The sequence below is a fragment of the Frondihabitans cladoniiphilus genome (assembly GCF_039544345.1).
Lineage (GTDB): Bacteria > Actinomycetota > Actinomycetes > Actinomycetales > Microbacteriaceae > Frondihabitans > Frondihabitans cladoniiphilus.
Map to the genome: position 1 here is coordinate 248784 of NZ_BAABLM010000002.1, position 24195 is coordinate 272978.

Genomic DNA, 24195 nt, shown 5'->3' on the forward strand with positions numbered 1-24195 from the left:
AGACTCCTAGGAGGTGAGGACGGGGACTGCGCCGGGCACGGCGCTCAGGGTGCGGTCGATCGTGCACTGGCCGAGCACCCGGGTGCCGACGTACACGACGGCCGTCTGCCCCGGAGCCACTCCGTTGAGGGGCTCGTGCGGCGTGACGACGAGTTCAGTTCTACCCTCTGCCACCGACACGCGGGCGACCGCCGCGACCGGATCCGCATGTGCGCGGATCTGGACCTCGCACTGGAACGGGATCGTCGGGTCGACGGGGGCGAGACCGGCCCACGAGAACTTCGCGCCGGCGATCTCCGCGATGTCGAGCGCCTCCTTCGGTCCGACCACGACGGTGTTGTCCTTCGGGCGGACCTCGAGGACGAAGCGGGGCTTGCCGTCGTCGGACGGGAAGCCGATGTTCAATCCCTTGCGCTGCCCCACCGTGAACGCGTGGGCACCCTCGTGGGAGCCGACGACCGCGCCGCTCCGGTCGAGGATCTCGCCCGTCTCGGCCCCGACGCGCTCCGCCAGCCAGCCGCGGGTGTCGCCGTCGGGGATGAAGCAGATGTCGTGACTGTCGGGCTTCTGCGCGACGGTGAAACCGCGCTCGGCGGCCTCGGCCCGGATCTCCGCCTTGGACGGCGTCGCTCCGAGGGGGAACATCGAATGGTCGATCTGCTCCTTCGTCAGCACGCCGAGTACGTAGGACTGGTCCTTCGCCCAGGCGGCGGCCCGGTGCAGCTCCTTGTTGCCGGAGGCGTCCGTGCGGATGCTCGCATAGTGACCCGTCGCCACCGCGTCGAACCCGAGGGCGACGGCCTTCTCGAGGAGAGCGGCGAACTTGATCTTCTCGTTGCAGCGCATGCAGGGGTTCGGCGTGCGGCCGGCGGAGTACTCGGCGACGAAGTCGTCGACGACGTCGAGCTTGAACCGCTCGGAGAAGTCCCACACGTAGTACGGGATGCCGATCATGTTGGCGGCCCGCTGGGCGTCCATGGAGTCTTCGATGGTGCAGCAGCCTCGGCTGCCGGTACGGAGCGTGCCCGGCATCCGGCTCAGGGCCAGGTGGACTCCGACGACGTCGTGCCCGGCGTCTTTCGCGCGGGCCGCCGCCACGGCCGAATCGACGCCACCGCTCATCGCTGCAAGAACCTTCATCCGAGAAGTGTACGCACCTCCCCGACGGGTGGCCCCCGTAAACTGATGCTCCCGCGGGAGTGGTGAAATTGGCAGACACGCAGGATTTAGGTTCCTGTGCTTTCGAGCGTGAGGGTTCAAGTCCCTTCTCCCGCACCCGCCTTCGTCGATCAGAACGAGGCGAACCGATCACAGGAGAACCGATGCTGCTTTTGACCCACTTGGCCGGAGTGCATCTCGCTGCGTCGTCCTTCCTTCCCTTCCTCAACCCGACCACGCTCATCGAGGCCTTCGGCCCCTGGGCCGTCCTCGGCATCTCGGCCATCATCTTCGCCGAGACCGGGCTCCTGATCGGCTTCATCTTCCCCGGCGACACGCTCCTGATCATCGTCGGCGTGCTCTCGGCGACCAACAAAGACAGCCTTGGGCTGCCCATCTGGCTGATCGCCCTCGCGATCGCCTTCGCCGCCTTCCTCGGTGGCGAACTCGGCTACCTGATCGGCCACAAGGTCGGCCCGCGCATCTTCGAGCGCAAAGAGAGCGGCATCTTCTCGTCGGACAACGTCAAGCGGACCAACGCGTTCTTCGACCGGTTCGGCGCCTTCGCCGTGATCCTGGCACGCTTCGTGCCGGTCATCCGCACGTTCCTGCCCATCGCGGCGGGTGTCGCCCACATGCGCTACCGCAAGTACTCCCTTTACAACGCGATCGGCGCCCTCGCCTGGGGCTTCGGCATCACGATGATCGGCTACGGCATCGGCCACATCCCGCCGGTGGCCCGCTTCGTCGAGCAGTACATCGACCTGATCCTGCTCGCCGCCGTCGTGGTCACCGTCGTCCCCATCGCCGTCCACCTGCTGCGCACCGGCAAGCACGCCAGGGAGGCGAACGCCGCCGCCGAGCAGGAGCAGACGAGCACTGCTCCCACCGACACGGCGGCCTCGACGAACTAGTCGGCGGTCGCCAGCGCGGCGATCCGCGGCGCCAGGGCCCGGAACGCCTGCGAGCGATGGCTCACATCGTCTTTCTCGTCGACAGTCAGTTCGGCCGCGCTCCGGTCGGAGCCGTCCGGTCGGAAGATCGGGTCGTATCCGAACCCGCCCTCGCCGGCCGGTTCGGTGAGGACGGCGCCCGGCCAGGTGGCCAACTCGACGTACTCGTCGGCGGTGACCGACTCGGCGGGCCCGTCGGGGCCGACCTCCTCGAGCGACGGCGGGACGACGAGTGCCGCCGCGCAGACGAACGACGCCCGCCGATCGGTCGACGAGCCGAGGTTCGTCAGCAGCAGGCGTAGGTTGTCGCCGTCGTCGCGAGTGCCGGCGTAGCGAGCCGAGTGGATGCCCGGCGCACCGTCGAGCGCCTCGACGGAGATCCCGGAGTCGTCGGCGATGGCCGGCAGCCCCGTGTGCTCCGCGGCCGCGCGGGCCTTGATCAGCGCGTTGGCCTCGAACGTGTCGCCGTCTTCGATCGGCTCGGGGCCGTCGTAGGTCAGGAGTTCGATGCCTTCGAGAGCGGATCCGAGGATGCGCTGCAGCTCGGCCACCTTGTGCGGGTTGTGCGTGGCGATCACGACCTGGGTCACGAGGCCGCACCCCCGGCGGGCACCGCGGCGTCGTCCGATGCAGCGGCCGCGAGCGTCGCCGTCTGGATCGCTGCCAGATCGACCGCGCCCCCGAGCGCCAGGTCGAGTAGAGCGTTCAGCTCGTCGCGGTCGAACGGGGCGCCCTCGGCGGTGCCCTGGACCTCGACGAACTTGCCGGAGCCGGTGACGACGACGTTCATGTCGGTCTCCGCACGGACGTCCTCCACGTAGGCGAGGTCGAGCATGGGTTCGCCGTCGATGATGCCGACCGAGACGGCCGAGACGCTGTCGGTGAGGGGCTTCGCCTTCTGGGCGATGAACTTGTTCGCCTTGCCCCACTCGATGGCCTGGGCCAGCGCGACGTAGGCGCCGGTGATCGCGGCAGTCCGGGTGCCGCCGTCGGCCTGCAGGACGTCGCAGTCGAGCACGATCGTGTTCTCGCCGAGCGCCTTCGTGTCGACGATGGCGCGGAGGCTGCGGCCGATCAGGCGGGAGATCTCATGGGTGCGACCGCCGATCTTGCCTTTGACGCTCTCGCGGTCGTTGCGGGAGTTCGTCGCGCGCGGGAGCATCGCGTACTCGGCGGTGACCCAGCCCTTGCCCTTGCCGGTGAGCCAGCGCGGCACGCCGTTCGTGAAGGAGGCCGTGCACAGCACCTTGGTGTTGCCGAAGCTGACGAGGGCGCTGCCCTCGGCCTGGGCGCTCCAGCCCTTCTCGATGGTGACCGTGCGGAGGTCGTCGGCCTGTCGGCCGTCTGCGCGGATCGTCATGGGGTTTCTCCTAGCGTCGATGCCGGTGGAGTCAGCAGGTGCTGGCCGGCGGGTAGAGCGGTCAGCGGGGCCGGCGGGCGAACCCCGCCGGCAGGTCGATGGTGCCGGTCTCGAGGTGGCTGACGGCCCGTACTTCGGGGCCGAGGAACCGCTTCGCGAGCCGGATGAACGGCGCCTGGTCGGCGGCCGTCGCCTGGAAGTCGTAGACCGGGGGCTCGTCGGTGCGACGGAGCAGGTCGTGGGCGACGAGGGTCGAGTAGACGTCGTTGGCGGTCTCCTCGGCACTCGAGACGAGCGTCACGTCGGGGCCCATCACGTACTGGATGGCCGCCGACATCAACGGGTAGTGCGTGCATCCCAGCACCAGGGTGTCGATCTCCGCCTCGCGCAGCGGCGCGAGGTACTCGGACGCCACCTCGAAGAGCTCGAGCGAGGACGTGTCGCCGGCCTCGACGAACTCGACGAAGCGGGGGCACGCCTGCGTGAACAGCGCGAGGTCGGGAGCGGCGGCGAAGGCGTCCTCGTAGGCCCGCGAGTTGACCGTGCCGAGGGTGCCGATCACGCCGACGCGTCGGGTGCGGGTCTGCTTCATCGCCGCGCGGACCGCGGGCTGGATCACTTCGACCACGGGGATGCCGTGCGGGCCGGTGTAGCGCTCCCGGGCATCCCGCAGGACCGCGGCGGAAGCCGTGTTGCAGGCGATGACCAGCAGCTTGACTCCCTGCGCCACGAGGTCGTCCATCACGGCGAGCGCGTATTCGCGCACCTGGGCGATGGGCTTCGGGCCGTAGGGCATGTGCTCGGTGTCGCCCACGTAGAGGACCGATTCGCGAGGGAGCTGATCGATGATCGCCCGGGACACCGTCAGGCCGCCGACTCCTGAGTCGAAGACTCCGATGGGTGCGTCCGTCACGAGACACCACCCTACTGGCCGACCCGAGCAGAAGGCCGCCCGTCGGGTTCGGCCGTAGGCTGGCCGAGTGACCAGCGCCCTGTTGACCGACCGGTACGAACTCACCATGCTCGACGCGGGACTCCGCGACGGCACCGCGAACCGCCGCAGCGTGTTCGAGGTTTTCACCCGCAAGCTCCCGGAGGGGCGGCGCTACGGCATCGTGGCGGGCACGGGGCGGTTCCTCGAAGAGCTGAAGCGCTTCCGGTTCGGCGAACCCGAGCTCGACTGGCTGCGGCGCGAGGAGGTCGTCGCCCCGGCCACGATCGACTGGCTGGCCGACTACCGCTTCTCGGGTGACATCTCGGGCTACCGCGAAGGCGAGGTCTACCTGCCGAACTCGCCGCTCCTCGTGGTCGAGTCGACTTTCGCCGAGGCGGTCCTGCTCGAGACTCTCGCCCTCAGCATCTTCAACTACGACTCGGCCGTGGCCAGTGCCGCCTCGCGCATGGTCTCCGCCGCCTCGGGTCGCCCCCTGGCCGAGATGGGATCACGCCGGACGGGCGAGTGGAGCGCCGTGGCTGCGGCCCGCGCCGCTTTCATCGCCGGTTTCGGCGCCACGAGCAACCTCGAGGCCGGGCGCACCTGGGGTGTGCCGACGATGGGCACGGCCGCCCACGCCTTCACCCTCCTCTACGACACGGAGGAGCAGGCGTTCCAGGCGCAGGTCGAGGCGATGGGCCCGTCGACGACCCTGCTCGTCGACACCTACGACATCCCGACGGCGGTCGAGACGGCGGTCCGCGTCGCCGGCCCCGAGCTGGGGTCGGTCCGCATCGACTCCGGCGACCTTCCCTCGCTCGTGGCTCAGGTCCGGGCGAAGCTCGACGCCCTCGGCGCACCGAACACGAAGATCACCGTGACCAATGACCTCGACGAGTACACGATCGCGGCGCTGCGGGCGGCACCGGTCGACAGCTTCGGCGTCGGCACCTCTGTGGTCACCGGGTCCGGGCATCCCGCGTCGTCAATGGTCTTCAAGCTCGTCGCGCACGAGGACGCGCGCGGCGAATGGGTGTCGGTCGGCAAGAAGTCGGCCGAGAAGGCCACGGTCGGGGGCAGGAAGTTCCCGGTGCGGGCGAGGCGCAACGGCTTCGCCACCGAGGAGATCGTGAAGATCGGCACCGACGAGGTCCGCGGGTCGGAGCGCCCGTTGCTCGTGCCCCTGGTGACCGCCGGCGTCGTCGACGAGCGGTACACGGGGCCCGAGGGCACCCTGCTGGCGAGGGAGCACCGGGCGGCGTCGGTCGGCGAACTGCCGGCGTCGGCGTTCAGCCTGGGCCGCGGCGAGCCGGTCATTCCGACCCGCTACGAGTAGGAGCGGCGGCCGCTACTCCGACTTCATCTTCTCGAAGATCTCTTTGCAGGTCGGGCAGACCGGGAACTTCTCCGGGTCGCGACCGGGGGTCCACTTCTTGCCGCAGAGGGCTTTGACCGGCTTGCCGGTGATCGCCGACTCCATGATCTTGTTCTTCGGCACGTAGTGGGAGAAGCGCTCGTGGTCGCCGGGGTCGATGTTCTCCTCGTTGAGGAGCTTCTCGAGCTCGCGATCGAGAACGTCGAGGCCGCCTGCGGTTCCAGTGTCACTCATGCCGACAATGGTACGCCGACGCGGGCGGGTCGAACAGGGCGCGAAACCCCGAGGAGAGGGCCGCCAGCCGGCCGGTCGGCCGTGGGCCCGCGCGTGCCCGCCGACGGCGGATCAGCTGCGCAGGGCGAACGCGAGCAGCTCCGGTGCGCGGCGCGAGAAGACCCGCGATCCGATCAGGACCCCCACGACGAGCACGACGACCCCCGTGCCGATCCCGACCCAGAGAGCGGCCTGCCCGAGGCCCGACTCGCCCCCGACGACCGCTCGGATGCCGAGGATCCCGGCGGGCACGGACAGGGCCAGCGCTCCGCCGAACAGGATCGACTGCGCGACACCGGCGACTCCCCCGGTCGTCTGCGGCTGCTGGAACGGGTCGTCGCCCGGCCGGACCGCCGCATACGGCAGAGCGGCCGAGAGGATGCTCGACAGTCCCAGCCCGGACAGCAGCAGAGCGACGCACACGCCGAATTCCGGGGCGAAAGCACTGGGGTCGCCGTGAAGCCAGGCCGCGACGATGGACCCGACCGCAGCGACGGGCAACCCGATGACCAAAGGCGGAGCGAGACGCCCCATCCGGTCGGCGAGGCCCGTCGTGTTCGAGGCCACGTGCATCCAGAGGGCCGTGTTGTCGTAGGCGACGTCGTTGTGCGGCAGGAAACCCAGCACGAGGCACATGAGGGGCACGGGGATCAGAGCGAGGGGAGCCCAGGGGATGCCCGCGATGCCGAGCGGCACGACGAGGAGGGGGAGGAACGGCAGGACGACCAGCGACCAGCGATAGCGGGAGTCGCGCGCCCAGTAGGTCAGGCTCCGCCCGGCCACGGCGCCGGCGGGCGTGGCCGTGGTGAGGTCGAACCAGCCCAGCCCTTCGCGTTCGTGGACGACGGCCAGACGTTGCGGACGCGTCAGTGCCTGGCGGACCAGCGACCGCCAGGCCCACCAGAGCAGCGCAGGGGTCGCGACGGAGACGAGGAGGCCGAGGACCACATGCCCGGTTCGAGCCGACGCGACGTTGCCGGGGAGCGCGGCAGCAGCGCCGAAGGGGGTCCAGGCGAGGCCGTGGGAGAGGCCGGACGGCGCATCCCCCGAGTTCATGGCCAGTCGCACGAGGTCGATGACGAGAGGCACGAGGAACAGAGCCACGACGCTGCCGCCCACGATGAGCAGTTGCCGCGAGCGGCGCCCGGTGAGCTGGGCGTTGAGCGTGGCTGCGACCAGGCCGAGAAGGAACGCCGTGGCTCCCGCGAGGACCGCCGAGAGCACCGCGCTCCACGCGACACCGGCTCCGTCGCCCCAGGCCCGGACGTAGCCGATGGCGAGCACGACGACGCCGAGCGTCGGCAGCCCGATCAGCCCGCCGAGGGCCAGACCCGAAGCGGCCGTGTCGATCGAGAGCCCGTAGCCCGCGAGACGACGCGGGTCGGTCCAGGCCGGGCGCGTGGCGGCGAACGGGAACACGGCGAAGGCGACGAGCAGGAGAGCGCCGCCGTCGGTCAGGATCGCCGCGGTCTCGGCGGGAGCAGACGATCGGAGCAGGCTGACCAACGAGGCCACGAGGATGCTCGCCACGAGAACCACGAGCACCGTCACGACGGCCTGGAACGCGGGCCGGAGGCCGAACCGCACCCGGTTCGCGATGGAGTCGAGCCTCAGTCGGAGAAGGTGGACAACCATTCCATCCCCTCCGATGCGGCGCTTCCTCCGGCGAGCTCGACGAAGCGCTCCTCGAGCGAGCGGCCGTCGCGGACCTGCTCGACGGTGCCGCTGGCCAGGACGTGTCCGTCGACGATCACGGCGACCGAGTCGCAGGTGCGCTCGACGAGGTCCATGCTGTGGCTCGACAGCAGCACCGTGCCACCGCCGCGCACGTAGCGCTGCAGGATCTCGGTCACCGTCGCCGCCGACACCGGGTCGACCGACTCGAACGGCTCGTCGAGCACGAGGACGCGTGGCGAGTGGATGATGGCCGCCGCGATGGCGACCTTCTTGGTCATGCCGACCGAGTAGTCGCTGACGAGCCGGCCCAGGGCGTCGTGCAGCCCGAAGGCGTTCGCCAGGTCGGCCGAGCGTTTGCGCGCCGTGGCCCCGTCGAGGCCGCGGAGCGTCGCTGCGTAGTAGAGGAACTGCGCGCCGGTCAGCCGGTCGAACAGGCGCAGCCGGTCCGGCAGCACCCCGAGCGAGCGCTTGGCCACGGCAGCCGCAGCGGCGGCCTCGTGGGTCGTGCCCCACAGGTCGGCGCCGAGCACCGTCACGGTCCCCTGGTCGGGGCGCAGCAGGCCCGTGGCGATCGAGAGGGTCGTCGTCTTGCCGGCGCCGTTGGGCCCGACGATGCCGTAGAACGAGCCGGCGTGCACGTCCAGGTCGACGTTCTCCACCGCGGTCGTGTCGCCGTACCGCTTCACGAGACCGCGGATCGAGAGCACCACAGGCGTCTCGTCGCCGCCTCCGAGCGGCGCCAACACCGGCACGGGTCGGGGCGAGAGCGCGGGATGCCCGGGCCGCCCTTCCGGCTCGTTACCGGTCTTCGGCGTCTCCGCGCCGTCCTGGCGGCCACTGACTCTTTCGCCGCCTCGAAGCGATCTCCACCACGACGTGACCGCCGAGGACGCCTTCGTCAGCACGGTCTCTGCGCGGGCAGCAGTCCCCGCCGCCGGCGCGGGCTGGGCGTCCGCCGCCGTCTCCGGCGCGGGCTCGGCGTCCTCCGCCGGCGCGGGCTCGGCGTCCTCCGCCGTCTCCGGCGCGACTCCAAGGTCCTCGCCTGCCGCCGTAGCCTCGGGGGCTACCGGCTCGGCGAGCTCGGGCTCGAGTCGTTCCGCCCCGTCGAGTTCCGGCTCGCGTCGTCCGCCTCCGTCGGCCTCCCCCTCGTCGGCCTCCACCTCGTCGGGTTCCGGCCGAGCGACCGGTGCCGGCGTGGTGCGTCGCCGAGTCGTCGAGGGCCGAGCCGCTGCAGGGCGGGAGGTGACCGGACGGGGGTCGGCCGCAGGCGCGGCCGGAGTCTCGGTCTCCTCCAGGGCAGCGGTCTCCTCGGCGGCAGCAGCCGCGGCTTTTGCTCGGGCGGCGGCAGTGGTCTTGCCGGCCGCAGTCGGCTTGCCTGCCGCAGTCGGCTTGCCTGCCGCAGTCGTCCTGGCCGCCGCAGTCCTCGTCGCTGCGCTCTTGCCCGCGGCCGTCTTGGCGCTCGCCGTCTTGGCGGCGCCGCCCTTGGCCGCCCCGCGCGGCTTTGCAGTCGGCGTCCTCGCGGCCCCGGATCGAGGCGCTGCTGCTCGGGCTGCGGTGGCCAGAGTCGCAGCGGGCTGAGCCTCAGGGGTCGAGGCGGGCTCGCGTTCCTCGGGGGCGCCCGGCTCCTCCACCTCGCGGCCGTCGACCGCACCCGCGTCCGCGGTGGCCGCCGCCTCTTCCGCCGCGACCGCCTCGAGTCGGATGTCGCCGGTATCGGTGTCGCTCACGTCGTCCCCTTGCTTTTCGTACCCCGGCGCCGGTGCCCGGCAGTGGTGCGAAGACCTCGCGCCTCGAGCTCCGTCGCCTCGAAACGCGCCTTCGCGGGTCCCCCTGGACCATCCCTCTCGGGCTGCGCACCGATTTCCGTACCCCACCGTAGCAACCACGGCGGGGCCTCCGTCGGGCCATGTCTGCATGTCACGAAAAGGACACGAGTGTCTGAGAGACTGGCGGGTTCGCTGGTACCCCGTTTGGGTCACCAGAGTACGATGGGCTTGCACAGTGATGTGTCGCACACTTCAGAAGGAGACAACATGAGCACGCAGATCGTGATCCTCGCCGCAGGCATGGGCACTCGGCTCGGTCGTTCCCTGCCCAAGTGCCTGACGGAGTTGGCCGACGGCCGCACCATCATGCAGCAGCAGTTCGACAACATCCACGAGGCTTTCGGCGAAGACGTGAAGATCACCGTCGTCGTCGGGTACAAGTACGAGCACATCGTCGAGGCCTTCCCGACGGCGAGCTTCGTCTACAACGAGCAGTACGACCAGACCAACACCTCGAAGAGCCTGATGCGCGCCCTCAAGGCGACCGGGTCCAACGGTGTCCTGTGGATGAACGGCGACGTGGTGTTCGATCCCGCAGCCCTGCAGCGCGCCCAGTCGTACGTCGCCGCCGATCAGTCGTTCGTGTCGGTCAACACCGCGAGCGTCTCCGACGAAGAGGTCAAGTACACGACCGACGCCGAGGGCTTCATCGACGAGCTCTCCAAGCAGGTCAAGAACGGTCTCGGCGAGGCGGTCGGCATCAACTTCGTCTCCAAGTCCGACAAGGCGCAACTGACTCGTCAGCTCGGCCGGGTCGACGCCCAGGACTACTTCGAGCGCGGCATCGAGCTGGGCATCGAGCACGATGGCCTACGCTTCGTACCGGTGGACATCTCCGACCTCTACGCCGTCGAGGTCGACTTCGCCGAAGACCTCGAGCGAGCGAACCTCTTCGTCTGACGCATCACAGCTCTTCATGTCCCCTGACCAACAGAGGACGACCGTGACCGCAGCTACGACCACCCGCGTCGAGACGGCTCCCTACGCCCGCGCCACGGGGGTGACGCGGTACCGCAAGGTGCTCTGGCTCTTGACGAGCCGCGACCTCAAGGTCCGCTACTCGACCTCGAAGCTGGGTTATCTCTGGTCGATCCTCGACCCGCTGTTGATGTCGGCGATCTACTTCTTCGTCTTCACGGTGGTCTTCCATCGTCACGTCGGCGAGACGCCGTACATCATCTTCTTGTTGACGGGTCTGCTGCCGTGGCAATGGTTCAACGGCGCCGTGTCGGACAGCACCAAAGCCTTCATCAGCGACGCGAAGCTCGTCCGGTCCACGAAGATCCCCCGCACCATCTGGGTGAACCGGATCGTCCTCTCCAAGGGCATCGAGTTCCTCTTCAGCCTGCCCGTCCTCGCGATCTTCGCCCTCTTCACCCACGCCGGAGTGGGGTGGCACACGCTTCTCTTCCCGGTGGCCATCGTCCTGCAGGGCGTTTTCATAACAGGCGTCAGCCTCATCATCGCGCCGCTCGTCGTCTTCTTCCGCGACCTCGAGAGGGCGACGAAGCTCATTTTGCGTTTCCTCTTCTATGCTTCGCCGATCATCTACGGCACAAAGAACCTCCCCGAGCGCTACCACCTCCTCGCCTCGTTCAACCCGCTCACAGGCATCTTCGGCATGTACCGGTCGGCGTTCTTCTCCGACCAGTTCTCCCTCCGCGACTCCGTGATCGCCGCGGTGGTGAGCTTCGTGCTCCTCGCTGTGGGCATCCTCGTCTTCCGCGCCTCCGAGCGCGCCGTCCTGAAGGAGATCTGATGGCCGTGCCCGAGAGCGGCTCGCCCGTGATCCAGGTCGTCGACGCCGGCATCCGCTTCCGCCGCAACAAGTCGGCGAAGCGTTCCTTCAAAGACCTGTTCAGCGACAGCAGCCGACGCTCGCGTCCGGGAGAATTCTGGGCTCTGCGCCACGTGAGCTTCGACGTCCACCGGGGTGAGGCGATCGGCGTGGTGGGGCGGAACGGGCAGGGCAAGTCGACCCTTCTCAAGCTCGTCGCCGAGGTCGTCCTGCCCGACGAGGGGCGGATCCGTGTGCGTGAGGGCGTGGCCCCGCTCATCGAGATCACGGGGGGCTTCGTCAACGATCTGAGCGTCCGCGACAACGTCTACCTCACGGCCGGGCTCCACGGAATGTCGAAGGACGAGATCCGTGCCAGCTTCGACGAGATCATCGACTTCGCCGAGATCGCCGAATTCGTCGACACTCCCTACAAGCACCTCTCCAGCGGAATGAAGGTGCGCATCGCGTTCGCTGTGATCGCCCGCCTGGACGAGCCGATCATCCTCGTCGACGAAGTCCTCGCCGTCGGCGACCGCGCCTTCCGGGAGAAGTGCTACAAGCGGATCGAAGAGATGGTGGCCTCGGGGCGCACGCTGTTCCTGGTCTCGCACAACGAGAAGGATCTCCGCCGCTTCTGCGAGCGCGGGCTGTACCTCGAGAAGGGTGCGCTCGTCTTCGACGGCCCCATCGACGAGGCGCTCGACATCTACAACGCCGCACTCGACAGCAAGGCGCCGGCCAAAAGCGCTTGAGCCACTGAGCCACTGAGCCACTGTCTCTCCGCGCGCGAACAGCCGCAGCCCGAGTTCCCACCGTCGCGGCGTAGGCTCCGGTGATGCGACGCACCAAGGCCTCCAAGTCGACCGCGCCCGAGACCGGCGACACCACCACGACCGACCTCGAGAAGGCTTTGCCCGTTCAGGGCGACGAGCTGAAAGAGGTCGGCGGAGATCTGGCCGACCCGACCGACGGCCCCCGATGGCAGCGCGGCCTGAACCGCGTCCTCGTCGTGCAGCGGCCCGTCGTGGTCTCCCACATCGCGATGCTTCGCCGACGTCGCCCCGGCGCGACCCCGGCCGACATCCTCAAGACCCTCGAGCGCGAATACCTGGCGGCCGTCACCACGGGCGGTGCGGCCGTCGGCGCGAGCGCCGTGATCCCCGGAGTGGGCATGGCCGTCTCGCTCGCGCTGTCCGGGGCCGAGACCGCCTACTTCCTCGAAGCCAGCGCGCTCTACGCGCAGTCGGTCACCGAGATCCACGGCGTGGCCGTCACCGATCCCGAACGCGCCCGCACGATCGTCATGGCCATGATGCTGGGCGGCCCCGGCGCCGACCTCGTCAAGCAGCTCGCGGGCGAAGCCATCGGCCAGGGCCCGGCCCGCAAGGCCTTCTGGGGCGACCTGGTGGCCCAACGACTCCCCCAGGCCTCGCTCGGCGGGGTCGCCGACCTGGTCCGCAAACAGTTCATCAAGCGCTTCGTCCGTTCGCAGGGCACGTCGATCGTCGGGCGCGCGATCCCGTTCGGCATCGGCGCAGTGATCGGCGGTGTCGGAAACCACACGCTCGGCCGCCGGGTCGTGACGAGTTCGAGGACGGCCTTCGGCCCCGCGCCGACCCGATTCCCCGACGAGCTCGACGCCTGAGGCCCCTCCCCTTCTCCACAGAAGGGGCCGGCACGGCCGTCGTCCACAGGCGAGGCCCTCCTCACAGGCGTCGCACCCCAGACGTCGCACGCTCCTTCTACGTTGTCGGCATGAGCAGTCACACGCCCGCATACGAAGTCCCGTTCTGGATCGACCGACACGACGCACCCCACCTCTACCGCCTCGTCAACCTCTCCGACGAGATGGTCCGAGGCGTCCGGTGTTCCCTTCTCGGGCCCGGCTACCTGGTGCCCCTCCGCCCCACCGACCTGGGGCCCGGTGTCGGCGTCACACTGACCCTCATCGGTAGCGACCTCAGCCGCAGCTCGGTGGTCGTGGTGCGCTGGTTCCGCGAGAACGACGACGAGTACCTGTGGCGCTTCAGCTTCTGACGGCGCCGTCAGCTCTCCGCACGGCGGCGGCGCTGTTCACGCACGAAGTCCGCCGCGCTGAACGCCTCGAGCACCGGGGGCAGGTCGTCGCCCGAGATCCCCGCGACGAGGGTGCCCGGATCGACGCCGACGACCGTTGCGAGACGCACGATCGTGTGCAGAACGGGGTTCCCGATCCCGCGCTCGATCTTGCCGTAGTTCGAGACGTTCATGCCCGCGAGGTGGGCGACCTCGTCCTGGCTGAGGCCGAGACGGAGTCTCTCGGTGCGAACCCGCTCGCCGAAGAGGCGGGCGGCGGCAGAAGTCGGGTCGGGCACACCTCATGGATACGCGGCTGCATGACAAAGGTCCAGACTGTCCAGGCATGAGTACTATATACCTCATGCCTCAGCGCCTCAAGCAGCGAGGCCTGCGGGGCGTCCTCAGAGGATCGGGGGTCGCCCGGCCCTCGTCATCCGCCACACGGTCCGCCACCCGATGGAGCGGCGCCCACCCGGGTCGCTGGCCCAGCCCTCGCGGAATCCCGCGAACCACGGCCGAAGCCGGTCGGGCCGTCGAGCCCATCGCAGCACCTGCACCAGGGTCCAACTCGCCACGTACACGGGCACGAGCGGGCCGGGGAGGTTCCGTCGCGCCAACCAGACGCGATTGCGAGCGTTGAGCCGGTAGTACTGGCTGTGCCGTGCCGGATCGATGGCAGGGTGGGCGGCCACGAGATCGCCCGCGTACCAGACGCGTTTGCCCTGCGCCCAGACGCGCCAGGCGAGTTCGATGCCCTCGTGCGCGTAGAAGAACGGCTCGGCCCAGCCGCCGGCGGCGTCGAAGACGGCCCGGGGCAGCAGCGTCGCCCCTTCCCAGACGGAGAACACGTCGCTCGACGTCGCCGGGTCGCCCTTGCGGAGCCGGGGGATCCATCTCGTCGGGGCTTCGGCGCCGTCAGGGTCGACGACCCGCGGTTGAAGGAGGCCGATGTCGGGCGTCGCCCCGAGCATCCCCGTCGCCTCTTTCAAGAAGGTCGGGGACGGCAGGGAGGCGTCGTCGTCCAAGAAGAACACGAACTCGCCCTCGACCAGGGCGGCGCCGCGATTGCGTCCCGCCGGGATCCCCACGTTCTCGGGCAGTTCGAGGACTCGCACGCCGTCGGGCACCGCCCCCGGCGCGGCTCCGTTGCCCACGCAGACGATGTCGAGCACGACGCCCTCCTGGGCCAGAAGGCTCCGGAGGCCTCGGTCGAGGTCGGCCGGACGGCGGCCCTGGGTCAGGCTGACGACGCCGACGCGCGGGAGGCCGGAGGAGGTTCCGGCGGCGGAGGTCAGTTCCGCACCCGCTTCGATGCCATGATCGCGACGAAGTGGCCGAGCAGGGCCAGGAGCGAGAGCGGCGCGAGGACGGAGAGGAGGATGCGGTCGGCGGCGACCTGCCCCACGGCCAGTCCGACGAGCGAGAAGACGAAGACGATGATCGTCAGCTCGACCGAGTGGTAGAGCCGGTGGAACGGCAGGAACCGAGCGGCGCTGCGAAGACGGGCGAGGAGGCGGCCGCTGGGCACCGTGACTCCCCCGCGCTTGTCCTCCAGCCGGTCGAGCCCGGCGTTGGCGCGGGCGACGTGGACCATGTCGTTGAGCGCCTTGTTGAGCACGATGATGAGCGCCAGCGTCAGCCCGAGCGTGGTCCAGAGGAAGCCGTTGGGCGCATCGAAGGGATGCCCGGCGGCGCGGAACCCGAGCATCACGGGAATGAGCGCCTCGGTCGAGTAGTGCCCGACCTTGTCGAGGAACACTCCTGCCGGCGACGACTCGCGCCGCCAGCGGGCCACCTCGCCGTCGCAGCAGTCGATGAGCATCTGGAGCTGCCCGAGCACGAGGGCGAGCGCGGCCCCTGTGACGCCGGGGATCAGGAGCGAGAAGGCGGTCGCCCACCCCGCGAGGATCATGAATCCGGTGACGCCGTTGGCAGTGATGCTGGTCTTCAGGAAGAGCCAGGTGAGGTACGGCGAGACGTCGCGCAGGTAGAGCGAGGCGGTCCAGTGCTCGGCGTTGGCGCGGCTGCGGACCTCGGGCGGCTGGGCGACCTCGCGCAGCTGGGCGATGGACGTCGGGCGGGTCACGCGAGAAGGCGACGGCATTCTTACCTTCCGATGTGCGCGGTGATGTTCTTCGTGAGCGAGAGGAAGCCGGCCACGAAGCCGATCCCCCAGCCGAAATGGATACACGGCAACACTACGAGAAACCACGCCCGCGTTCGGCCGTCCTCGTCTCGCGCCGACACGAACGTCGCCGCGACGACGAACACGAGGTAGACCGCGGGCACGACGAAACCGATCAGGAACCAGGCGACCGCCGTTCCGGCGATGGCACCCACGACACCGACGAGGCCCGCGACGACCCCGAGGGCGACGGCCAGCACCATCACCGGCGGCACGAGGTAGCGCAGGGAGTTGGCGAAGGCGAAGCGCCGGACGAGTTCGCCACGCCAGATGCCCGTGGCCACGAACTGGCGCACGAGTTTCGCGAGGCTGGGCCGGGGCCGGTAGGTGACCGTCAGGCGGGGAGTGAACCAGACGACACCGCCGGTGGCTCGGAGACGCCGGTTGAGCTCCCAGTCTTGACCGCGCTTGATGTTCTCGTCGAAGAGCCCCACCTCGATGAGGCGGTGGCGCTGGAAGACGCCGAGGTACGCCGTCTCGGCGGGCCCCTCCTTGCCGCCGACGTGGTGCGGGGTGCCCCCGAGACCGACACTGCTTCCGTAGGCGCGAGCCACGGCCTTCTCGAAGGGGGTCCGCCCCTCGGCGTGCATGATGCCGCCGACGTTGTCGGCGCCGCTCGCCACCAGGGTCTCGACGGCGATGCGGGTGTAGTCGGGCGGGAGCACCGAGTGCGCGTCGACCCGCACCGTGACCGGGTACTGGGACGCGAGGATGGCGACGTTGAGACCGGCCGGCGTGGATCCGACGGGGTTGGGGATGCTGCGGATGCGCGGGTCGAGGCGGGCCATCTCGGCCACGACCTCGTTGGTGCCGTCGACGCTGGGCCCGAGGGCCAGGATCACTTCGAACGGCCCCTCGTGGTCTTGCGACACGAGGCTCTCGACGGCGGACCGGATTTCGTCCACCTCGTTCAGGACGGGCATGACGTACGAGACACCGATGGAACGGCTGTCGGGTTCGCTCATGTCATCCTGTGGTCTCGGGCCGCCGGGTATCGGCTCATCGGCGGATGAGCCTATCAGCAGGCGGGGTCAGCCCTTGAGGGTACCGAGGACGACGTCGGCCGTCTTGGTCGAGCCGTCCCGGATGAAGGTCACCTGCGCCGTGGCCCCACCCGCGAGGGTGCGGATCTGGGCGGTCAGGTCGGTCGCGTCGGTGACTCCGTTGCCGTCCACCTTCGTCACGACGTCGCCGGCGCGCAAGCCCGCCTTCTCGGCGGCCCCGCCGGAGACCAGCGACTTGATGAGAGCGCCGGTCTGCGTGGCGGAGCTGTCGCTGGTCGCGTCGTCGATCGAGGCCCCGAGCAGGCCGTGGGTGGCCGAGCCGCTCGCCATGATGCTCTTGGCCACGCGGTCGACGAGGTTGGACGGCACCGCGAAACCGACGCCGATGCTTCCGGCCGAGCCGCCCGACGAGCTGCTCGAGGGCGCGGACGCGATGGCCACGTTGATGCCGATCAGGTGCCCTTTGGAGTCGAGCAGGGCACCGCCCGAGTTGCCGGGGTTGATCGAGGCGTCCGTCTGGACCACCGGGAGGGAGATGTTCGTGGCCGCAGTGCTGGTGCTGCCGGTGCCGTTGTCGAAGCTGAACGGGCCCTGGCCGTTGTTGGACGACCCTCCGGTGGAGCCGCCCGCCGTCGAGCTCGAGTCGGGCACGGCCGACGAGGCGACCGTGATGCTCCGATTGAGCGTCGAGATGATCCCGTCGGTCACCGTGTTCGACAGTCCGAGCGGCGCGCCGATGGCGACAGCGGTGGCGCCGACGTTGATCTTCGACGAGTCGCCGAAGGTGATCGGCTGGAGGCCCGTCGCCGAGATCTTGACGACGGCGAGGTCGACGAGGGGGTCGAGTCCGACCACCTTCCCGGTGTAGATGTGGCCGTTGGCCAGCGTGACGGCGATCGTGCCGGTGGCGCTCGCCCCGTCGAGGGTCACGACGTGCGTGTTGGTGACGATGTAGCCGTCGCTCGACAGGATGACGCCCGATCCGGTACCCGCCGAGCTGCCGGAGACGACGTTGATGGTGACGACCGACGGAGTCGCCTTCGCAGCGACCGCGGTGACGATGGTGGCGTCCTTGTAGTCGTTCACCGTCAGCGAGGTCGAGGTGCCGGTCTCCGACGTCGACCGCGAGCCGAGGAGCGCGTAGCCGCCGGTCGCGACGAGACCACCGATGATCGCGGCGACGACGGCCACCCCGACGAAGGCGCCGATGCCGCGGCCTCGGGTCTTCGCAGCGGGTGCGCCGGCCTCGACACCGGTGCTCCCGTAGGCGGATGCCGCCCCGTTCGCGCCCCCGAGGTAGTCGGCGTTCGCCCCCACGACGGGATCGTTCGCGGCCTGGGCCGAGAGGTCGGCGTAGGCGGCGGAGTGGCTGCCGGCGTAGGCGGCGTGGTCGAGCGAGGCGGGAGCCCGGTGGGCCCCGGTCGGAGCCGGCAGATCGGCCTGGCGCATGGCGGAGAGGGGTTCGGGGGTGGTGCCTGGGAGCGGGGGCGCAGTCGGGCCCGACGCGACGGGGGCCTCGGCGGCAGGAACGGAGTCGTCGCCCCGACGGGACCGGTCGGCCAGGGCATCCTCGTGATCGTCGGGGGTGCCGTTCGGCTCAGGGGTCTCGTTCATGCGCGAAGGCTCCTCTCGTGCGGGCGGCCCGCAGGTGCGACGGGTCGTTCGGCCGGACGCCGACGAACGGCGGCCAGGGCCAGGCTGTCATCATAAGCGGGCCTCGTGAGGAGGCGCCGTGAAGCGGGCTACGGTGGGATGCACATCCCCCATCTCGAACGAGGCCCCATGTCGTCCCTTGCCCCCTGGGAGCGCGCTGCCCGCGGCGCCATGCTCCTCGATGCCGAGGGCCGCCTGGCGCCCACCATCTTCGCCGAGATGTCGGCGCTGGCGAACCGGACCGGGGCGATCAACCTCGGACAGGGTTTCCCGGACGAGGACGGCCCGGAAGAGGTCCTCGAGGCCGCGCGTCAGGCGATCACCGACGGGGTGAACCAGTACCCGCCGGGCCGCGGCCTGCCGGTCCTGCTCGAAGCCGTCGCCGCGCACCAGAAGCGCTTCTACGGCATCGAACTGGACCCGTCGCTCGAAGTCCTGGTCACGGCCGGCGCGACCGAGGCACTCGCCGCGACGCTCCTCGCCCTCGTCGACGCGGGCGACGAGGTGGTCACCCTCGAACCGTTCTACGACTCCTACGGCGCTGTCATCGGGCTCTCGCGGGGCCAGCACGTCACCGTCCCCCTGCGCGGGCCCGACTTCCGAGTCGGCCACGACGAGCTGCGACGCGCCGTCACCGACCGGACCCGCATCATCCTGCTGAACGACCCGCACAATCCGACCGGCACAGTCCTCGACGAGGCGACGAAGTCCCTCATCGTCGAGTTGGCGCACCAGCACGACGCGCTCATCGTCTCCGACGAGGTCTACGAGCACCTGATCTTCGACGGCGTCGCCCACCACCCGATCAGCACTCTGCCCGGTGCGGCCGATCGCACCATCACGGTCTCGAGCGGGGGCAAGACGTTCTCCACCACCGGCTGGAAGATCGGCTGGCTCTCCGGTCCGGCGGCGCTGGTCGAGCGCATCCTCGCGGTGAAGCAGTTCTTGACCTTCGTGAACGGCGCCCCCTTCCAGCCGGCCATCGCCGTGGGGCTCGGGCTGCCCGACAGCTACTTCGAGGGGATCGCTGCGACGCTGCAGCACAAGCGCGATCTGTTGAGCGCGGGGCTGGTCGCAGCGGGCCTGCCCGTCTCGCGCCCCCAGGGCTCGTACTTCGTCGTGGCGGATGCCCGGGGCCTCGGCTTCGACGACGCCGCCGAGCTGTGTCGCCGCCTGCCGTCGCTCGCCGGAGTGGTCGGGGTGCCGATCAGCGCGTTCTGCCACGCCGATCTCGCCGCCGAGTACTCGTCGCTGGTGCGGTTCGCATTCTGCAAGCGGGTCGACGTGCTCGAGCGAGCGTCGGCGCAGCTGGCGGCTCTCCGACCGGGCCTCTAGACGTACCCGGCCGTGAGGTCGGTGATGCTTCGGGCGAGTGCCGCATGCTCCGCGCCGGCTCCTCCGATCCCTCGCTGCACCCTCGCAAGCGGCGAAAACTCTCGTCCGCGGCGCCGATCCTGAGCCGCACGCGAGGGGCTGTGCCACACGCCCCGCGCTGGCGCCTCCGATCCCCCACTGCACCCCCGCAAGCGGCGAAAACTCTCGTCCGCGGCGCGGATCCTGAGCCGCACGCGAGGGGCTGTGCCGCACGCCCGCAGCTCGCCGCCCGCTGCGCGAGTGTCACCAACCTGATGGCTCAGTACAGCTAGAGCGACTCGACCGTTTCGCGGGCCTGCGCCCCGTCGGCGCTCACGGTCGGTGCTCCGGCGGCCACGTGGAACCGACGCAGTGTCAGCGCAGGGTTGACTGTGCGAACCGCCTCCAGCCGTGCCCGACTCACCTCGGCGACGGCGATGCCCACCTCGTCGCCGATGGTGGCGATCTCGACGCCGGACGGGTCGACGACCATGCTGTTGCCGACGCCCACCGGCGGCACGTGGTCGGCGGCCGCGACGTAGATCGTGTTCTCGAGTGCGCGGGCCGTGACGAGCGTCCTCCAGTGGTGCTCTTTGAGCGGGCCGCGGACCCACTCGGACGGGATCAGGACGATCTCCGCCCCGGCATCCACGAGCATCCTCGTCACTTCGGGAAACCGGACGTCGTAACAGGTCTGGAGGCCGACCGTGAAGCCGTCGACCGTGAACGTCTCCGGCTCGTCGATCTCGCCGGGGACGATCCAGTCGGACTCGTTGCCGCCGAACGCGTCGTAGAGGTGCAGCTTGCGGTAGGTCGCGACGAGTTCGCCCGAGGGCGCGAGGGCGACGAGGGTGTTCGAGAAGTGCGTGGCCGAGCGGGTCTCCACCAAGCCGGCGACGACGAACAGACCGAGACGGGCGGCGAGGCGTCCGAGCCCCTGTACGAAGGGGCCGTCGAGCGGCTGCGCCCCGTCGAGGTAAGCGGGGCCGATCTCCTTCTCGAAGAAGGACGAGTACTCGGGAGCGACGAGGATGCGCGCCCCGCGTCGTGAGGCCCGCTCGGCCAGCTCGGTGATCGTCTCGAGGTTGGCTTCCGCATCGCCTGTGGGGGCGAATTGTGCGACGGCGATGGCGAGCGTGTCTTCCATGCCGCCACTGTAGTTCCTGGCGAGCGCGCCGCTGCTGCCCACGGGCCCCTCCCCTGTCGTCGTCGATCCCGGGTTCCCGCGGTTTCGCGTTCTCGCGTTTTCCCGTTCCGGCGTCCCGGCGTTCCGGCGTTCTCGCCTTCCCGCGTTCTCGCGTTCCCCCGTTCCGGCGAGCGAAGCGAAGCCTCAGCGCCCCCGGCGCGCGCGCCGAGAGGCGCCAGACAAGCACGCGAGAAATGCGAAAAGGCCTGTCCAAAGGAAGGACAGGCCTAATGCATTTGTTGCGGGGGCAGGATTTGAACCTACGACCTCTGGGTTATGAGCCCAGCGAGCTACCGAACTGCTCCACCCCGCGGCACAAGAAGTGACTCTATCACGGGGATCAGCACGGCGCCAATCGAGGCCGCCTCCGGCGCTCCGGAGGCGGCCTCGCCGACTACTTCGAAGCGGCCACGGCCGCCTCGAGCGCCTTCTGCAGGTTCGCGTCGGCCTGGGCGGCGGCCACGAGATCGTTCTTGGCGTAGGCGGCCGTCCTGTCGCTCAGCGCCTGCTGCGCCTGCGCCAGGGCCGTCTGGAGCGCCGGGTTCGTCGCGCCGGTGCCGGTACCGGTACCGGTCGAGCCGCCCGTGTCAGTGCTGCCTGAGCCGCTGCTGCCCGTGCTACCGCTCCCGCTGCCCGTGGTCGGCGTTGTCGTGCCCAGGTCGGCGTCGCCCGTCTGAGCGCCGGAGTCGCCGCCGAAGATGTCGTCGAGCGCCCCCTTGAGGGTGCTCTCGAACGCGATCTTGTCACCGAACGAGACCAGGATGCGCTGGAGGATCGGGTACGAGGTGTTCGACGTCGACTTCACGTAGATCGGCTGGACGTAGAGGAACCCTCCGCCGACCGGAAGCGTGAGCAGGTTGCCCCGCTCGATGGTCGTGTCTCCTCGCGAGAGCAGCGAGAGCTCGGACGCGACCGTCGTATCGGAGTTGAAGTTCGCCTGTACCTGTCCGGGGCCCGGCACGTTGTCGGTCTTGGGCAACGCCAGCAACGTCAGCTTGCCGTAGGACGAGGAGATCTTGCCCTTGGTGTCGCCGGCGTCCGAGTTGGCCGCGAGGTAGCCGGTCAGCACGTTCCGAGGGTTCGACTGGCCCGTCTGTTGCGGGATATAGGTCGAGTACAACTGGAACGCGGGATCCTGCCCGGGCAGTTTCATGGTCAGGTAATACGGCGGCTGCAGATCGGCGTCGCCGGTCTTCGTGGGCTCGTTCGGCGTGGTCCACGCGTCGTCGCCGTTGTAGAAGGACCCGGCGTCGGTGACGTGGTAGGTGCCGAGCACCTTCCGCTGCAACTTGAACAGGTCCTCCGGGTAGCGGACGTGGCTGAGCAGCGTGCCGCTCATGTCCGCCATCGGCTTCACCGTGGAGGGGAAGATCTTCTGCCAGGTCTTGAGGACGGGGTCGGTCTTGTCCCAGGCGTAGAGGGTGACCTTGCCCGAGTAGGCGTCGACCGTGGCCTTCACGGAGTTGCGGATGTAGTTGATCTGATCCGTCGCGTAGGCCGGGGCCTGCGTGTACGTGTCGGCGATCGACTGCGACAGGCTCTGCTCGGCGGAGTACGGATACTGATTCGACGTCGTGTATCCCTCGACGATCCAGACCACGTGGCCGTCGACCACGGCCGGGTACGGGTTGCTGTCGATGGTCAGATACGGCGCGACCTTCTTCACGCGGTCGGACGGACTGCGGTCGTAGAGGATCTGCGACTTGGAGTTGACGGCGCTCGACAGGAAGATCTGCTGCGACTGGAACTTGATCGCGTAGATGAGCTTCGTGAAGGCGTTGTCGAGCTTCGGGCCGCCGTTGCCGGTGTAGGTGGTCGTGGCGTTGCCGTTGCCGTCGTCGTCGTTGCCGGACGGGTAGTCGAGCTCGACCTTGTTGAGGCCATTTCCGCCGACGATGGAGTACTGCGGGCTGTTCTCGCCGAAGTAGATGCGCGGCTGGAACGTCGACGAGGTACCCAGGGCCCCGGTGGCCGGGATTCCCGACTCGAGGAAGACGGGCTGACCGTCGGCCGAGCGCTGATTGCCGTACGCCGCGACGACGCCGTAGCCGTGTGTGTACACGAACGTGGAGTTGTATTCGGTGTTCGAGGCGCCGAGGCCCTGCTGGTCGAGCTCGCGGACGGCGATCACGACGTCCTGCACCTTGCCGTCGATCGTGTAGCGGTCGACGTCGAGCTGGTCCGGGAACGAGTAGTACTGCTTGTACTGCTGGAGCTGGGCGAACGCGTCGGTGACGAGGGCCGGGTCGATGATCCGGATGTTCTCCGTCGTGACGGCGTCGCTCGCCAGGGCGCCGGCCGTCGCCGTCGACTTGGCCTTGTAGGTGCTCTCCTTGACGCCCGAGACCCCGTAGGCGTCTCGGGTGGCGTCGATGTTGCGTTGGATGTAGCTCGACTCGATGCTCTTCACCGAAGGGTCGACCGTGAACCGCTGGACGATCCACGGGTAGATCGCGCCGATCAGCAGGCTGATGATGATGAGCAGCGCCGTGCCGATGATCGGGACCCGCCAGCGGCCGATGATGCTGGTCACGATGAAGAGGATGGCGACGACGGCGGCGGCGTAGGCCAGGATCTGCTTGGCGGGGATGCCCGCCACCACGTCGGTGTAGGTGGCGCCGACGAGCAGTTTGTTGGCCCCGTCGGTGAGCGTGGCGTACTGGTCGAGCCAGAGGCTGATGGCTTGCAGCGCGAGATACACCGCGGCGGTGACCGCGATCTGGATCCGTGCGACGCGGGTGATGCCGATCTGACGGCCCGCGAAGCGGAGGGCCCCGTAGAGGTAGCTCGTCGCCAGAGCTGCCAACGCCGACAGCAGCACGACGGCGGATGCAAACCCGACGATGCCCTGGTAGAAGGGCAGCGAGAAGACGTAGAACCCGATGTCGAGGTGGAACTGCGGGTCGGTCTTGCCGAACGGGGTGCGGTTGAGGAACTCGAGGACCATCTGCCAGTGGCTGGAGGCGGCAATGCCCCCGAAGAGCCCGAGCACGATCGGGATGCCGAACATGACCGTCTTGCGAAGGGGCTCGATGACCTGCTGGTAGCGGTCGAGTTGCGAGTTGAGCTTGGCGTAGACCGGCCGGAACCGGAAGGCGACGTCGATGCTGACGTAGACGGGTACGGCCATGCCGAGGAAGCCGATGAAGAAGAGCGACGTGCCGGCGACCCACTGGGTCATGATCACCTTCGTGAAGCCCAGCTGCTGGTACCAGAGGAAGTCGGTCGCCAGGCTGGCGAAGATGAAGAACAGGATCACCAGGACGGCGAGGATGCCGATGGTGATGAGGATGGGCGTGCGCGGGGATCGGCGAGCCGACCCCGAGCGCTGGGGCCCGGCTGCTGCTGCGGATGCAGAGGAAGTCAAGAGGATGCTCCTGGCTCGGGGAGAGGTGGAACCGCCATCCTATGCGTCCGACC

At 69.2% G+C, this 24195-nt stretch carries 22 protein-coding genes and 2 tRNA genes; 9 read left to right on the forward strand and 15 right to left on the reverse strand.

Translation table 11 applies throughout. The features are described 5' to 3' along the window. Positions 1-6 precede the first annotated feature (6 nt). Entirely contained in the window at positions 7-1140 is a 1134-nt protein-coding gene (gene mnmA, locus ABEA39_RS06185; protein WP_345374429.1) for a tRNA 2-thiouridine(34) synthase MnmA, read from the reverse strand. Between the two features lie 53 nt (positions 1141-1193). Between mnmA and ABEA39_RS06190 the strand changes: the two genes are divergently transcribed. Both ABEA39_RS06190 and ABEA39_RS06195 read left to right on the forward strand, forming a co-directional pair. Next, positions 1194-1275: transfer RNA gene (locus ABEA39_RS06190), tRNA-Leu, on the forward strand. Between the two features lie 47 nt (positions 1276-1322). After that, positions 1323-2072, forward strand: a complete 750-nt coding sequence (locus ABEA39_RS06195) for a DedA family protein (RefSeq protein WP_345374431.1) — start codon at positions 1323-1325, stop codon at positions 2070-2072. On the opposite strand, the gene rdgB is transcribed toward ABEA39_RS06195, so the two are convergent. The 3 genes from rdgB to murI form a co-directional block, all read right to left on the reverse strand. Beyond that, positions 2069-2701: an RdgB/HAM1 family non-canonical purine NTP pyrophosphatase gene (gene rdgB, locus ABEA39_RS06200; RefSeq protein WP_345374433.1), complete on the reverse strand. Its 633-nt coding sequence runs from the start codon at positions 2699-2701 to the stop codon at positions 2069-2071. The genes ABEA39_RS06195 and rdgB overlap by 4 nt on opposite strands. After that, entirely contained in the window at positions 2698-3471 is a 774-nt protein-coding gene (gene rph, locus ABEA39_RS06205; protein WP_345374435.1) for a ribonuclease PH, read from the reverse strand. Before rph ends, rdgB begins: the two co-directional genes overlap by 4 nt. A gap of 61 nt (positions 3472-3532) precedes the next feature. After that, on the reverse strand, positions 3533-4384 hold the full coding sequence (gene murI, locus ABEA39_RS06210) for a glutamate racemase (RefSeq protein ID WP_345374437.1): 852 nt from the start codon (positions 4382-4384) through the stop codon (positions 3533-3535). Positions 4385-4451: 67 nt separating this feature from the next. On the opposite strand from murI, the gene ABEA39_RS06215 reads away from it, so the two are divergent. Then, the gene (locus tag ABEA39_RS06215) at positions 4452-5741 is read left to right on the forward strand and encodes a nicotinate phosphoribosyltransferase (protein WP_345374440.1); all 1290 of its coding nucleotides are present in this window, start codon (positions 4452-4454) and stop codon (positions 5739-5741) included. 12 nt (positions 5742-5753) lie between these two features. Here ABEA39_RS06215 and ABEA39_RS06220 read toward each other — a convergent pair whose 3' ends face one another. The 3 genes from ABEA39_RS06220 to ABEA39_RS06230 form a co-directional block, all read right to left on the reverse strand. Beyond that, on the reverse strand, positions 5754-6014 hold the full coding sequence (locus tag ABEA39_RS06220) for a DUF3039 domain-containing protein (RefSeq protein WP_345374444.1): 261 nt from the start codon (positions 6012-6014) through the stop codon (positions 5754-5756). Positions 6015-6125: 111 nt separating this feature from the next. Beyond that, on the reverse strand, positions 6126-7688 hold the full coding sequence (locus ABEA39_RS06225; RefSeq protein ID WP_345374447.1) for a hypothetical protein: 1563 nt from the start codon (positions 7686-7688) through the stop codon (positions 6126-6128). Next, positions 7664-9457: an ABC transporter ATP-binding protein gene (locus tag ABEA39_RS06230; protein WP_345374449.1), complete on the reverse strand. Its 1794-nt coding sequence runs from the start codon at positions 9455-9457 to the stop codon at positions 7664-7666. The genes ABEA39_RS06225 and ABEA39_RS06230 overlap by 25 nt, the downstream gene beginning before the upstream one ends. A 306-nt stretch (positions 9458-9763) precedes the next feature. Here ABEA39_RS06230 and ABEA39_RS06235 point away from each other — a divergent pair, with 306 nt between their 5' ends. The 5 genes from ABEA39_RS06235 (at position 9764) to ABEA39_RS06255 (ending at position 13373) form a co-directional block, all read left to right on the forward strand. Continuing rightward, positions 9764-10456 (forward strand): phosphocholine cytidylyltransferase family protein, encoded by a 693-nt coding sequence (locus ABEA39_RS06235; RefSeq protein ID WP_345374452.1) that lies wholly within the window; start codon positions 9764-9766, stop codon positions 10454-10456. Between the two features lie 43 nt (positions 10457-10499). After that, a complete protein-coding gene (locus ABEA39_RS06240) occupies positions 10500-11315 on the forward strand; it encodes an ABC transporter permease (protein ID WP_425556929.1) in 816 nt (271 codons plus the stop codon). Continuing rightward, the gene (locus ABEA39_RS06245) at positions 11315-12088 is read left to right on the forward strand and encodes an ABC transporter ATP-binding protein (protein WP_345374455.1); all 774 of its coding nucleotides are present in this window, start codon (positions 11315-11317) and stop codon (positions 12086-12088) included. Before ABEA39_RS06240 ends, ABEA39_RS06245 begins: the two co-directional genes overlap by 1 nt. Positions 12089-12171: 83 nt before the next feature. Then, complete coding sequence (locus ABEA39_RS06250) at positions 12172-12981, forward strand: hypothetical protein (RefSeq protein ID WP_345374458.1); 810 nt, start codon at positions 12172-12174, stop codon at positions 12979-12981. A gap of 110 nt (positions 12982-13091) precedes the next feature. After that, positions 13092-13373 carry a hypothetical protein gene (locus ABEA39_RS06255; protein ID WP_345374461.1) on the forward strand — a complete coding sequence of 94 codons (282 nt, stop codon included), beginning with the start codon at positions 13092-13094 and terminating at the stop codon, positions 13371-13373. Between the two features lie 8 nt (positions 13374-13381). Here the strand turns inward: ABEA39_RS06255 and ABEA39_RS06260 are convergent, their stop codons facing one another. The 5 genes from ABEA39_RS06260 to ABEA39_RS06280 all read right to left on the reverse strand — a co-directional run bounded on the left by ABEA39_RS06260 (position 13382) and on the right by ABEA39_RS06280 (position 18197). Further along, positions 13382-13690 carry a helix-turn-helix domain-containing protein gene (locus ABEA39_RS06260; RefSeq protein ID WP_345374463.1) on the reverse strand — a complete coding sequence of 103 codons (309 nt, stop codon included), beginning with the start codon at positions 13688-13690 and terminating at the stop codon, positions 13382-13384. 105 nt (positions 13691-13795) lie between these two features. Beyond that, complete coding sequence (locus tag ABEA39_RS06265) at positions 13796-14689, reverse strand: glycosyltransferase family 2 protein (RefSeq protein ID WP_425556940.1); 894 nt, start codon at positions 14687-14689, stop codon at positions 13796-13798. Continuing rightward, entirely contained in the window at positions 14686-15498 is an 813-nt protein-coding gene (locus tag ABEA39_RS06270; RefSeq protein ID WP_345374465.1) for a CDP-alcohol phosphatidyltransferase family protein, read from the reverse strand. The genes ABEA39_RS06265 and ABEA39_RS06270 overlap by 4 nt, the downstream gene beginning before the upstream one ends. A 2-nt stretch (positions 15499-15500) precedes the next feature. Beyond that, positions 15501-16544: a glycosyltransferase family 2 protein gene (locus tag ABEA39_RS06275; RefSeq protein ID WP_345374467.1), complete on the reverse strand. Its 1044-nt coding sequence runs from the start codon at positions 16542-16544 to the stop codon at positions 15501-15503. A gap of 66 nt (positions 16545-16610) precedes the next feature. Continuing rightward, positions 16611-18197: a S1C family serine protease gene (locus ABEA39_RS06280; RefSeq protein ID WP_345374469.1), complete on the reverse strand. Its 1587-nt coding sequence runs from the start codon at positions 18195-18197 to the stop codon at positions 16611-16613. Between the two features lie 168 nt (positions 18198-18365). Between ABEA39_RS06280 and ABEA39_RS06285 the strand changes: the two genes are divergently transcribed. Beyond that, complete coding sequence (locus ABEA39_RS06285) at positions 18366-19571, forward strand: aminotransferase class I/II-fold pyridoxal phosphate-dependent enzyme (protein WP_345374471.1); 1206 nt, start codon at positions 18366-18368, stop codon at positions 19569-19571. Positions 19572-19878: 307 nt separating this feature from the next. Here ABEA39_RS06285 and ABEA39_RS06290 read toward each other — a convergent pair whose 3' ends face one another. The 3 genes from ABEA39_RS06290 to ABEA39_RS06300 all read right to left on the reverse strand — a co-directional run bounded on the left by ABEA39_RS06290 (position 19879) and on the right by ABEA39_RS06300 (position 24142). Continuing rightward, entirely contained in the window at positions 19879-20736 is an 858-nt protein-coding gene (locus ABEA39_RS06290; RefSeq protein WP_345374473.1) for a carbon-nitrogen hydrolase family protein, read from the reverse strand. A gap of 278 nt (positions 20737-21014) precedes the next feature. Continuing rightward, positions 21015-21088: transfer RNA gene (locus ABEA39_RS06295), tRNA-Met, on the reverse strand. 81 nt (positions 21089-21169) lie between these two features. Then, complete coding sequence (locus tag ABEA39_RS06300) at positions 21170-24142, reverse strand: UPF0182 family membrane protein (RefSeq protein ID WP_425556930.1); 2973 nt, start codon at positions 24140-24142, stop codon at positions 21170-21172. Positions 24143-24195 lie beyond the last annotated feature (53 nt).